Here is an 11043-nt window from a genome sequence, read left to right as displayed (position 1 = left end):
AACGTGTAGGATGCGCTGTTTTTTTGCACGAAATCACGGAGTTTATACCCAAGCGTCTTCCCACTTGATACACGTCAATGCCCGCCCGGTGCAGGTTCCGTAAGCTCGCATTGAACAATACTCAACATAGTGGGGAGAGTTTCGTGAACAAAGAAAATAGCTACAACTACACGGTTGTGCGCCAATTTACCGTGGCGACCATCCTGTGGGGCGTAGTCGGTATGCTGGTCGGTGTCATCATCGCCGCCCAGCTTGCATGGCCCGAACTGAACATGGGGATTCCCTGGCTGAGCTTCGGCCGGCTACGTCCCTTGCATACCAACGCAGTGATCTTTGCCTTCGGCGGTTGTGCGCTGATGGCAACCTCGTATTACGTCGTCCAGCGTACCTGTCAGGTGCGCCTGTTTTCCGATTTCCTGGCGGCCTTCACCTTCTGGGGCTGGCAACTGGTGATCGTCGGTGCGGCCATCACGCTGCCGATGGGGCTGACCCGAGGCAAGGAATACGCCGAACTGGAATGGCCCATCACCATCCTTATCGCCGTCGTCTGGGTGGCCTACGCTGTGGTGTTCTTCGGCACCCTCATCAAGCGCAAGGTCAAGCATATCTACGTGGCCAACTGGTTCTACGGCGCCTTCATCATCGCCGTGGCCATCCTGCACATCGTCAACGGCATGACCATGCCGGCCACGCTCACCAAGTCGTACTCCATGTACAGCGGTGCGCAGGATGCGATGATCCAGTGGTGGTACGGTCACAATGCGGTGGGCTTCTTCCTGACCGCCGGCTTCCTGGGCATGATGTATTACTTCATCCCCAAGCAGGTGAATCGTCCGGTGTATTCCTACCGCCTGTCCATCGTGCACTTCTGGGCGCTGATCTTCACCTACATGTGGGCCGGTCCGCACCATCTGCACTACACCGCACTGCCTGACTGGACCCAGTCGCTGGGCATGGTGTTCTCGCTGATCCTGCTGGCACCGTCCTGGGGTGGCATGATCAACGGCATGATGACCATGTCGGGCGCCTGGCACCAGCTGCGCACCGATCCCATCCTGAAGTTCCTGGTGGTCTCGCTGTCCTTCTACGGCATGTCCACCTTCGAAGGTCCGATGATGGCCATCAAGACCGTCAACGCCTTGTCCCACTACACCGACTGGACCATCGGTCACGTGCACTCGGGTGCCCTGGGCTGGGTCGGCTTCGTCACCATGGGGGCGATGTACTACCTGATTCCGCGTCTGTCGGGCAAGACCCAGATGTGGAGCAAGGACTTGATCGAGATCCACTTCTGGGTGGCTACCATCGGCATCGTGCTCTACATCGCCGCCATGTGGATTGCCGGTGTGATGCAAGGTCTGATGTGGCGCGCAGTCAATGACGACGGCACCCTGACCTACAGTTTCGTGGAAGGCGTCAAGGCAACTTACCCGTACTACGTCATCCGTCTCGTCGGTGGCCTGATGTACCTGTCCGGGATGCTGGTGATGGCCTACAACACCTGGCGCACGATGCGCGGCACCGAACTGGCTGTCGCACCGATTCCTGCCGTGACCAACGCTGCGCACTGATTGGGGGAAATATGAAGTTTTCGCATGAATGGATTGAGAAGAACCCCTGGCTGCTGATTGGCCTGGTGCTGCTGGTGGTCAGTGTGGGTGGCCTGGCCGAAATCGTGCCGCTGTTCTTCCAGAAATCGACCACCGAGCCGATCGCCGGCCTGAAGCCCTACTCGGCCTTGCGCCTGGCAGGTCGCGATATCTACATCCGCGAAGGTTGCTACAACTGTCACTCGCAGATGATCCGTCCGCTGCGTGCCGAGACCGAGCGCTATGGTCACTATTCGGTGGCCGGTGAGTCGGTCTACGACCACCCCTTCCAGTGGGGCTCCAAGCGGACCGGTCCTGACCTGGCACGCGTGGGCAACCGCTACAGCGACGAATGGCATCGTGCCCACCTGCACAATCCGCGTGATGTGGTGCCGGAGTCCAACATGCCGGCCTACCCGTGGCTGGAGCAGACCAAGCTGGACAATTACGACATCGTCTCGCGCATGAAGGCCTTGAAGCGCATCGGCGACCCGTACACCGAAGAAGACATCAAGAATGCCCCGGCCGAACTGGTCGGCAAGACCGAACAGGATGCGCTCATCGCCTACCTGCAAGGCCTGGGTATCCTGATCAAGGCGGAGAGATAAGACCATGATTGAAATGATTACCGATCCACGCAGCCTGATCACGCTGATCAGCTTCATCACCTTTGCCGGCATCCTGTGGTGGACCTACGTCGGCCACAAGCCCGCCGATTTCGAGCAAGCCGAGATGATCCCCTTCGCCGATGGCGATATCGGCCAGCCGGCTGCCGCAGCCGATGACAAGGAGGTGCGCCATGGCTGATTTCACCAATGGTTTCTGGAACCTCTGGATCATCGTCCTGACCGTGCTGGGCATCGCCGGCTGCGCGCTGCTGCTGTGGCAGCAATCCAGCTGGAAGGTCAAGAAGGGTGACCAGCCCATTCCCGGTTCGACCACCGGTCACGTCTGGGACGAAGACCTGACTGAACTGAACAACCCGCTGCCGCGTTGGTGGATGTGGCTGTTCTACTTGACCATCTTCTTCTCGGTGGGCTACCTGATCGCCTATCCCGGCCTGGGCAACCTGCCCGGTACCCTGGGCTGGCGTTCTACCGGCGAGCACGATGCCGATGTGAAGAAGGCCGAAGCCAAGTACGGCCCGCTGTTCGACAACTACCTCAAGCAAGACCTGAAGGTGGTGGCGGCCGATCCGCAAGCCCATGCCATCGGCGAGCGCCTGTTCCTGACCTACTGCGCGCAGTGCCACGGTTCGGATGCTCGCGGCAACAAGGGCTTCCCCAACCTGACCGACAACGACTGGCTGCATGGTGGTACCCCCGAGATCATCAAGGAAACCATCATGAAGGGGCGTCATGGCGTCATGCCGCCGATGGCTGCCGCCGTGGGGAGCGCCCAGGATGTCGATAACGTCGCCAACTACGTGTTGAGCCTGTCCAATTCGGCCCATGACCCGATCAAGGCCGAGCTGGGCAAGCCCAAGTTCGCTGCCTGCGCGGCCTGCCACGGCCCGGGCGGGGTGGGTAACCAGGCCATCGGTGCCCCCAATCTGAGCGACAAGATCTGGCTCTATGGCGGCAGCATCGACACCATCAAGGAAACCATCAACAAGGGCCGCGACAACACCATGCCGGCGTTTGGCGAATTCCTCGGTGAACCCAAGGTGCATGTGCTGGCAGCGTATGTCTGGAGCTTGTCCAACAAGCCCAGCAATGCCGCCGCCAAGTAAGGCGTTGTGATGAAGTAATCCCGCGCCGGGGCCGACGCAGACACAGATCTGCGCGGCCCCGGCGTGTTTCTTGATTGCGTTTCCAGCTCCCGTCCAGGGCCGGAGCGCAGAGAGTGAAAGCAGAGCAGGAAAATCATGGAAAAGGCCGTAACCACAACCCGGCAGGGCAAGGAAGGGGACCCGCCACCCAACTCCGAGGGCCAGCAAGGCCAGGGCAGCAAGGATGGCAAGGATGAATATGCCGTCATCCGCATGTATGCCGCACGTGAACAGATCTACCCGCGCGAGATCCAGGGCCGCTTCGCCAGCCTGCGCTGGCTGTGCGTGTTCCTGACGCAACTGGTGTTCTACGGCCTGCCGTGGATCAACTGGAACGAGCGCCAGGCCGTGCTGTTCGATCTGGCGTCCCGCAAGTTCTACCTGTTCGGCCTGGTCCTCTGGCCGCAAGACTTCATCTGGCTGGCGGCCTTGCTGATCATTTGCGCCTTCAGCCTGTTCCTCTTCACGGCCATTGCAGGCCGTGTGTGGTGCGGTTATTCCTGTCCGCAAACGGTCTATACCGAAATCTTCCTGTGGATCGAGCGCCGCATCGAAGGCAATCGCAGCGCCCGTATGCGCCTGGATCGTCAGCCCTGGTCGTTCGACAAGCTGTGGCGCAAGTCGGCCAAGCACCTGGCCTGGGGCAGCTTGGCCCTGTGGACGGGCATCAGCTTCGTCGGCTACTTCTCGCCGATCCGTGGCCTGCTGCCGGAAATCGGCACCTTCGCGCTGGGCCCGTGGGAAAGCTTCTGGATCGTCTTCTATGGCTTCGCCACCTATGGCAATGCCGGCTGGATGCGCGAGCAGGTGTGCAAGTACATGTGCCCCTACGCCCGCTTCCAGAGCGCCATGTTCGACCGCGACTCGCTCATCATCACCTATGATGCCGCCCGTGGCGAACCGCGGATGCCGGCCGCCAAGGCGGCCAAGCTGCAGGCCGGCGCCAAGTCCGGCGATTGCATCGATTGCACCATGTGCGTCCAGGTCTGCCCGACCGGCATCGACATCCGCCAGGGGCTGCAATACATGTGCATCGGTTGTGCCGCCTGCGTGGATGCCTGCGACAGCGTGATGGACAAAATCGAGCGCCCGCGCGGCCTGATCCGCTATTCCACCGAAAACGCCATCGAGCAGGGCTTCTCGACACCGGAAATCCGACGTCGCGTGTTGCGCCCGCGCATCCTGATCTATACCGCCATCCTGGGCGCGGTCATTTGCGTCTTCCTTGGTTCGCTGGTGGTACGTACACCCTTGAAGCTGGATGTGATCCGCGACCGTGGTTCGATGGGGCGTGAGGTGGAGGACGGCATCATCGAAAACGTCTATCGCCTGCAGGTCATCAACACCGACGAACGCGGTCACCGCTACCGCATCAGCGCCAGCGGCATCGATGGCTTGACGGTCGATCCGTCCGACCCCATCGAACTGGCCGCCACCCAGACGCTGATGGTGCCGGTGCGGGTGAGGGCGCCGCATGGTGCCGGCGAGGTCGGCTCCAACAAGATTCACATCGCCTTGCAGGCCGAAGACCAGCCGGCGCTGCAGGTCAGCGAAAAGGCGGTGTTCCTGGTGCCGCGTCGCTGATGCAATGGTCAGTGGTCAATGAACTGATGTCACTTTGAGAGGAAATCATGCAAACTATCTCCCCCAAGCTTGCTGCCGCCGTTCCCTGGTATCGTCATCGCTGGCCCTGGCTGTTGATGTCGGGCCCGGCCGTGGTGGTGGTGGCCGGCATCTTTACTGCCTGGCTGGCCATCTCGCGCGCCGATGCGCTGGTGGCCGACGATTATTACAAGCAAGGCAAGGCCATCAACAAGGATCTGCGCCGCGACCATGAAGCCCAGCGTCTGGGCGCTTCCATTGGCATCGCCTATGATCCGGCCGCCGCGGTGCTGCGTGGCCGCCTGCAGATGCGCCAGACCCCGGCTGCCGGCGAAGAGGGCCGGACCCTGATCCTGAACCTGGTGCACCCCACCCAACCGGCCAAGGACCGCACGCTGATGGTCCAGACCGCCGCCGATGGCAGCTTCTCGCTGTCGCTGCCGGAGATGGAGCAGGCGCGCTGGCGCCTGGTCGCCGAGGATGGCAGCCATCTCTGGCGCCTGCACGGCAATTGGGCATGGCCGCAACAGCGCAGCATCGAAATGAATGCGGAGGCCTACGCACCGGCCGAATAATGCGCTAAGCTGGAGTGAAGCCGGCTTCAAGACCGGCCACCTGCGGATGAACCTTTAAGGAGACAGCCATGCGCAAACAGCAACGCAACGTCGCCATCGTGGTCTGGGTGGCTTTCCTGATGGCCATTGCGGCCGAGGGTGTGTTCTTTTCTCTGTTCAATCCCGAGGAGCTGGCTATGGCCTCCGGTCGTGATTGGGAGGCGCTGGGCGCCTATACCATCGGGTTCTTCTGCTTCTGGGGAAGTTTTGCCGTCTGCGGCCTGCTGGCCGTGCGGCTGACCCGGGCGCTGCCTAGGGAGCGCCTGCGCCATTACGCCCAGGGCTGAACGCCCCGGACTGTTTTTCTGTTCCTTTTCTTCCTGGCCTTGATCGCTCCGGCTTAGCTGCCGGTGCGAGCTGTTGCCGTCGCCGCCGCAGGTGCTGCCGCATTGCAGGCATCCACACCGGCAGCCAGGCGCTTCAAGGCCGGAAGGTCGATCACTTCCACATCACGCTGTTCCACGGCCAGCAAGCCTTGCTTGCGGAACTTGGAGATCAGGCGGCTGATGCTTTCGATGGTCAGGCCGAGATAGTTGCCCACGTCCTGGCGCGTCATGCGCAGCTGGAAGCGCGTGGAGGAATAGCCGCGTGCAGCGTAACGTGAAGACAAGTTCACCAGGAATGCCGCAAAACGCTGCTCTGCACGCATGTTCCCGAGCAGCATGATGACGTTTTGTTCGCTGGTGATCTCATGGCTCATCATGCGGTGGAAGTGGCGCAGCAGATGCGGGATCTGGCCAAACAGTTGTTCCAGGCGCGCAAAAGGGATTTCGCAGACTTCGCTGTCCTGCAGCGCCACGGCATCGCACTGGTGATGTTCGGTGCTGATGGCATCCATGCCCAGCAGTTCGCCAGGCATCTGGAAACCGGTGATCTGGCGGTCGCCGTCCAGATTTTCCTGGTAGGTCTTGAAGTGGCCCACGCGCACTGCGTATAGCGCCGTGAAGCGGTCGCCAATGCGGTACAGGAAGTCATCGCGCGCCACCTTGCGGCGGCCGATGATCTTGTCCAGGCGTTTCATGTCGGATTCGTCCAGGCCCATGGGCAGGCACAACTGGTGCATACCGCAGGCGGTGCAGCTACGCAGCGCCGAACTGGCGGCGGCTTCGCGGGCGGACGTCAGCGGCGAGCATTGGGTCATGGGTGCGGTGGCATTGGCCGAAGCGGCCAGCGTAGTGGAGTGGCAAGACTGGTTCATACGATGTTCCCGGCGGACTTGTGGCAATCGAATGACTCGATTTTAAGTGCGCGGAACGCAATAGGAAGCACAATATTCCCGAATCAGACGGGATTTCTTGTCCCAGATCAAACATGTCTGAAGTACTCGCCGGAATCGGTGGCGCGGCCCCTGTCAGACGGGATTTTCTGGCTGAAAAACGTCAGAAATGAACATCACTGACGCACAAGCAAGGGAAGAGAAGCGGCCTTGATGGGGGAAAGTGGGCGGTATCACGGGGTTACCGGGGACCCGCGAATGCCCTTCCATGCGACCGTCTTGTTATTGAAACTTCAGATACCTCGTGGCTACCTGAATGGTTGAACCCAAGCCATCGACATCAGGCTTCAGCGGTGTTCTTGCTCACTTCCGGCATCGGCAGCGGAGTACTGGTGGGACGACCGCGATAGTCGGTCCAGCACAGGCGCTTGAAGTCGTACAGCTTGCAACGACGCGCGGTGTCGAAGTACCAGCGCCAGGAGAAACGCTGGATTACGATGCGGCCGGGCAGCATGGTTTCCAGTTTCTTTTGCGCCTGCTTCAAGCGATACAGCGGCACGCTCATGTCCACGTGGTGCGCGGTGTGTTCCATGATGTGATGCAGCAGGGCGCCCCAGTAGCGGCCAAAGGTCAGGTGCACGGTGGTGGAGACGAAAGGTTGCGCAGCAGCCCAGGTGATCTTGTCTTCATACCAGGCCACCGAAGTATGCGTATGGTGCACATACACCACGAAGCCGATCATGGCCTTCCAGAACAGCAGCGGGATGGCAAAGCCGGTTACCAGCAGGGTCCAGAATGATTGCTCGGTGGCTTGCGCCGCCCAGGCCAGGCCGGCGATCCATACGGCTGCTACGGCAGTCACCAGCACGCCATCCCAAATGAATTCGGCACGGCGGGTCGGCATCTGCTTCTTGGACGGGAAGTACATGCGCTTCCACCACATGTCGATCATGTAGTACAGGCCGGGACCGAAGCCGCTGCGGTAGATGCGCTCCAGGCGCTGGCGCCAGCGCGGCAGGGCGCGGAACTCTTCCAGCGAACGCGGTTGCCAGACGAAATCGAAACCCTTCAGGTTGGTATAGCCATGGTGCACCACGTTGTGACCGACTGCCCACAGGCTGTAGGGGGTGAGCGAAGGCATGAACAGCAGGCGACCCAGCCAGGTATTGAGCTTGCGATTGGGGGTGAAGGCCTGGTGGCAGGCATCGTGGCCGAGGATGAACAGGCGCCCGATGATGAAGCCATTGACCACGCCCAGCGCGATCTTGGCCAACAGCCAAGGGGCCCAGACGATGGCCGCCAGGCTGGCGCCAAACAGGCAGAAATCCAGTACCGACAAGGCCAGCGCGATGGCCGTGCTGCGCTGGCTGATGGGAATCACCCAGGAGCGGATCACCTTGCGGTGGGGCATCGGTGCGCTGGGGGCGACCGGGGTATGGGGGTGCGAAGTCGTCGACATCGTAATTACCTTCCTACTATCAAACGGTGGACGGGTGAGCAGGCCGCAGGTGACTGCTCCAGCTAACGTTGCAAGGGCCGATGGGGCTTGCAAGAGGTGGCGCACGGCGCGGGGCCAGTGGCGGGGACGTTAGCGCTTATCCCAAAAAACAACGCGACCGGTCATCATCGATGACGGATCGCGCCGTTTGGGTGCGGCAAGAATACCTTAGAAACGGTAGCCCACGCCAATACCGATCAGCCACGGGTCGATCTTGACGTTGCTGATTTTGGTGCCGGTGGCGTCCTTCACGTCGCTGGAAATCTGCACCTTCTTCACGTCGAAGTTGATCAGCCAGTTCTTGTTGATCTTGTAGTCGGCGCCGAACTGCAGGGCGCCACCGACGCTGCTGCTGTCCAGTTGCAGGCCGCCAGGCAGGCTCACGCTGGAGATGCGGGTGTAGTTGATACCGGCACCAACGTAGGGGCTGAAGGCTGCTTCAGGCATGAAGTGGTATTGCACCGTCAGGGTCGGCGGCAGGTGCTTGAAGCTGCCGATCTTGTTGCCGTCCAGGCGCACGTCCTGCTTTTGCGGATAGGTCAGGATCAGTTCGGTGGCGATGTTCGGGGTGAAGAAGTAGCTGATGTCGAATTCGGGAATCACCTTGTTGTTGATGGTGAGACGGTCCGAAGCGCCTACGCCGCCAACCTGGTCGGACTTGTTTTCAGGGCTCAGATTGACGGCGCGCACGCGGACCAGCCACGGGCTTTGCGCTTCTTGAGCGAACACAGGAGCAGCTGCGAACGAGGATGCCAGGGCTGCCACGGCGGCAGTGAAAGTGACGATTTTTTTCACGGTTTTTACCTATCGAGTGAGGATGTGCGAAAGGTACGCGTGAAGCGCTCGATGAGCTTTGATGCCGATCAAGCGCACTGGCACATGGTGAAGAATCGGGTAAAAACAACACAAGCCCGATCTGCAATGTACAGACCGGGCTTGCGCGGTGAGGCGAGCTATGACAGCGCGACCCGGCCAGCCGGCCGGGCGCCGCCATTACTCCTTGTAGCGGGCTTCGCGGGCCAGTTTGGTCAGGTTTTCTGGATCTTCGAAGGCCTTGTAATAAGCGTTCAGTGCCGGTGCACCGCCCAGGTGGGCGTACAGCACGCGCTGGCCCTTGAAATGGCCCTTCTTGGCCATGTCGATCAGGCCATCGATGGATTTTCCTTCATATACCGGATCGGTCAGCATGGCTTCCATCTCGGCCGCGGTACGGATGGCGGCGATGGTCTGCTCGCTCGGCAGGCCATAGGCCGGGCCGCTGTAGTCAGGGATGATCTCGATGTCGGCATCGCGCACCACCACGCGCTTGCCGCCCTTGGAGGCGATCAGTTCGCTGGTGTCGTTGGCGATTTTGGTAACGGCGCGGCGGGTCATGGCTTCGTCGTCGGCGGTGTCGATGCCGATCACGCGGCGGCGCTTCTCCTGCGCGGCAAAGCCGACCACCATGCCAGCCTGGGTGGAACCGGTACAGGTGGCCACCACGATGTTGTCGAAGAAGATGCCCAGCTGCTGCTCTTGCATGGCCACTTCATCGGCAAAGTTGGCATAGCCCAGGCCGCCCAGCGGATGGTCCGACGCGCCGGCCGGAATCGCATAGGGCTTGCCGCCCTTGGCGCGCACTTCTTCCAGGGCACGGGCCCAGGTGTCCTTCTCGGTGGTGGAGTAGCCATAGCCGCCCATGATGGGATTGCCGCCCATGATGCGGGTCAGCAGGATGTTGCCGACCTTGTCGTAGACCGGGTCATCCCATTCCAGCCAGGTTTCCTGCACGGTATAGGACTTCATGCCCACGGCGGCTGCGGCCGCGCAGACCTGGCGGGTGTGGTTGGATTGGATGTTGCCGATCGAGACCAGGGTGTCGCAACCCTTGGCCAGTGCATCGGCCACCAGCCATTCAAGCTTGCGGATCTTGTTGCCGCCGAAGGCCAGGCCCGAGGAGACGTCATCACGCTTGGCCCACACTTCCACGCCCAGCATGGCGGAAAGGCGTTCCAGCTTGTGGATGGGGGAAGGGAAGAAGCCCAGCGTCTTGCGGGGGAAGAGTTTGTCGAGTGCCAGCATGGTGGAGTGCTCCGGTTCAGGTGGATGGTCGAAAGTGGTCCGAATCTGGTTCGATTCATATCGAATCGCCGGGATCAACTTTACGCCTGCCGATTAAAATGGTGCTTCCGAATTTGTGGCATGATTCGTGATAAAAAAGCGATGTAAATTATTTCATGCAAAGAAAATTGCGATAAAACCATATTGGGAGAAATATTCATCATGTCGCTAGACCGCATGGACAAGCGCATCCTCAAGGCGCTGCAGAAGGATGGCCGCATCGGCAATGCCGAGCTGGCCAAGAAGCTGGGCATGAGCGCTACCGCCTGCTGGAATCACACCAAGCGCCTGATGGACGAAGGCTATGTGAAGGAAGTGCGCGCCATCCTCGACCCCGAGAAACTGGGCCTGCCGGTGCTGGTAACGGTGGGCGTGGTGCTGGACCGCTCCACCCCGGAGAGCTTTGCCGAATTCGAAAAGGCCGTGCGCGAGATCGCTGCCGTCCAGGAATGCCTGCTGCTGGCCGGCGAGTTCGATTACTGGATCAAGCTGCGGGTGAAGGATCTGCAAGCCTTCAACCGTCTGCACGCCAATACCCTGCTGCGCCTGCCGGGGGTGCGGCAGTTGCGCTCCTTCTTCGTGCTCAACGAGGTCAAGAACAACCCGGAACTGGTGGTCGAGTGAAGGATTTTGCTTCCAGTCCTATACTTCGT

At 60.7% G+C, this 11043-nt stretch carries 12 protein-coding genes; 8 read left to right on the top strand and 4 right to left on the bottom strand.

Going from position 1 to position 11043, the window contains the following annotated elements; translation table 11 throughout:
- Positions 1-143: 143 nt before the first annotated feature.
- The 7 genes from ccoN to RC54_RS16940 all read left to right on the top strand — a co-directional run bounded on the left by ccoN (position 144) and on the right by RC54_RS16940 (position 5863).
- Positions 144-1571, top strand: coding sequence for a cytochrome-c oxidase, cbb3-type subunit I (gene ccoN / locus RC54_RS16970; protein WP_017451543.1), 1428 nt, complete (start codon positions 144-146; stop codon positions 1569-1571).
- Between the two features lie 11 nt (positions 1572-1582).
- Positions 1583-2197 carry a cytochrome-c oxidase, cbb3-type subunit II gene (ccoO, locus tag RC54_RS16965; RefSeq protein ID WP_017451544.1) on the top strand — a complete coding sequence of 205 codons (615 nt, stop codon included), beginning with the start codon at positions 1583-1585 and terminating at the stop codon, positions 2195-2197.
- A gap of 4 nt (positions 2198-2201) precedes the next feature.
- Entirely contained in the window at positions 2202-2396 is a 195-nt protein-coding gene (locus tag RC54_RS16960) for a cbb3-type cytochrome oxidase subunit 3 (protein WP_017451545.1), read from the top strand.
- Positions 2389-3321 (top strand): cytochrome-c oxidase, cbb3-type subunit III, encoded by a 933-nt coding sequence (gene ccoP, locus RC54_RS16955; protein WP_058896215.1) that lies wholly within the window; start codon positions 2389-2391, stop codon positions 3319-3321. The genes RC54_RS16960 and ccoP overlap by 8 nt, the downstream gene beginning before the upstream one ends.
- Positions 3322-3456: 135 nt before the next feature.
- Positions 3457-4944: a cytochrome c oxidase accessory protein CcoG gene (ccoG, locus tag RC54_RS16950; protein ID WP_058896214.1), complete on the top strand. Its 1488-nt coding sequence runs from the start codon at positions 3457-3459 to the stop codon at positions 4942-4944.
- A 47-nt stretch (positions 4945-4991) separates the two neighbouring features.
- A complete protein-coding gene (locus tag RC54_RS16945) occupies positions 4992-5537 on the top strand; it encodes a FixH family protein (RefSeq protein WP_061790066.1) in 546 nt (181 codons plus the stop codon).
- Positions 5538-5605: 68 nt separating this feature from the next.
- The gene (locus tag RC54_RS16940) at positions 5606-5863 is read left to right on the top strand and encodes a hypothetical protein (protein ID WP_017451549.1); all 258 of its coding nucleotides are present in this window, start codon (positions 5606-5608) and stop codon (positions 5861-5863) included.
- Positions 5864-5916: 53 nt separating this feature from the next.
- Here RC54_RS16940 and fnr read toward each other — a convergent pair whose 3' ends face one another.
- The 4 genes from fnr to RC54_RS16920 all read right to left on the bottom strand — a co-directional run bounded on the left by fnr (position 5917) and on the right by RC54_RS16920 (position 10351).
- Positions 5917-6774 carry a fumarate/nitrate reduction transcriptional regulator Fnr gene (gene fnr, locus RC54_RS16935; protein ID WP_058896211.1) on the bottom strand — a complete coding sequence of 286 codons (858 nt, stop codon included), beginning with the start codon at positions 6772-6774 and terminating at the stop codon, positions 5917-5919.
- A 358-nt stretch (positions 6775-7132) separates the two neighbouring features.
- Positions 7133-8203 (bottom strand): fatty acid desaturase, encoded by a 1071-nt coding sequence (locus tag RC54_RS16930; RefSeq protein ID WP_026051997.1) that lies wholly within the window; start codon positions 8201-8203, stop codon positions 7133-7135.
- Positions 8204-8458: 255 nt separating this feature from the next.
- Positions 8459-9085, bottom strand: coding sequence for an OmpW/AlkL family protein (locus tag RC54_RS16925; RefSeq protein WP_058896210.1), 627 nt, complete (start codon positions 9083-9085; stop codon positions 8459-8461).
- A gap of 198 nt (positions 9086-9283) precedes the next feature.
- The gene (locus RC54_RS16920; RefSeq protein WP_058896209.1) at positions 9284-10351 is read right to left on the bottom strand and encodes a 1-aminocyclopropane-1-carboxylate deaminase; all 1068 of its coding nucleotides are present in this window, start codon (positions 10349-10351) and stop codon (positions 9284-9286) included.
- Between the two features lie 201 nt (positions 10352-10552).
- Between RC54_RS16920 and RC54_RS16915 the strand changes: the two genes are divergently transcribed.
- Entirely contained in the window at positions 10553-11014 is a 462-nt protein-coding gene (locus tag RC54_RS16915; protein WP_017454720.1) for an Lrp/AsnC family transcriptional regulator, read from the top strand.
- Positions 11015-11043: the final 29 nt, after the last annotated feature.

This window comes from Herbaspirillum rubrisubalbicans (assembly GCF_003719195.1).
GTDB classification, from domain to species: Bacteria; Pseudomonadota; Gammaproteobacteria; order Burkholderiales; family Burkholderiaceae_D; genus Herbaspirillum; species Herbaspirillum rubrisubalbicans.
Note: the sequence above shows the minus strand (reverse complement) of the source record. Positions and strands in the feature narration are given on the sequence as shown.

Bases quoted from the DNA above. Each gene is read 5' to 3' on its own strand.
- RC54_RS16960 (WP_017451545.1), top strand. From the start codon at position 2,202: ATGATTGAAATGATTACCGATCCACGCAGCCTGATCACGCTGATCAGC.
- RC54_RS16930 (WP_026051997.1), bottom strand. From the start codon at position 8,203: ATGCCCCACCGCAAGGTGATCCGCTCCTGGGTGATTCCCATCAGCCAG.
- RC54_RS16920 (WP_058896209.1), bottom strand. From the start codon at position 10,351: ATGCTGGCACTCGACAAACTCTTCCCCCGCAAGACGCTGGGCTTCTTC.
- fnr (WP_058896211.1), bottom strand. From the start codon at position 6,774: ATGAACCAGTCTTGCCACTCCACTACGCTGGCCGCTTCGGCCAATGCC.
- RC54_RS16940 (WP_017451549.1), top strand. From the start codon at position 5,606: ATGCGCAAACAGCAACGCAACGTCGCCATCGTGGTCTGGGTGGCTTTC.
- RC54_RS16945 (WP_061790066.1), top strand. From the start codon at position 4,992: ATGCAAACTATCTCCCCCAAGCTTGCTGCCGCCGTTCCCTGGTATCGT.
- ccoP (WP_058896215.1), top strand. From the start codon at position 2,389: ATGGCTGATTTCACCAATGGTTTCTGGAACCTCTGGATCATCGTCCTG.
- ccoO (WP_017451544.1), top strand. From the start codon at position 1,583: ATGAAGTTTTCGCATGAATGGATTGAGAAGAACCCCTGGCTGCTGATT.
- ccoG (WP_058896214.1), top strand. From the start codon at position 3,457: ATGGAAAAGGCCGTAACCACAACCCGGCAGGGCAAGGAAGGGGACCCG.
- RC54_RS16915 (WP_017454720.1), top strand. From the start codon at position 10,553: ATGTCGCTAGACCGCATGGACAAGCGCATCCTCAAGGCGCTGCAGAAG.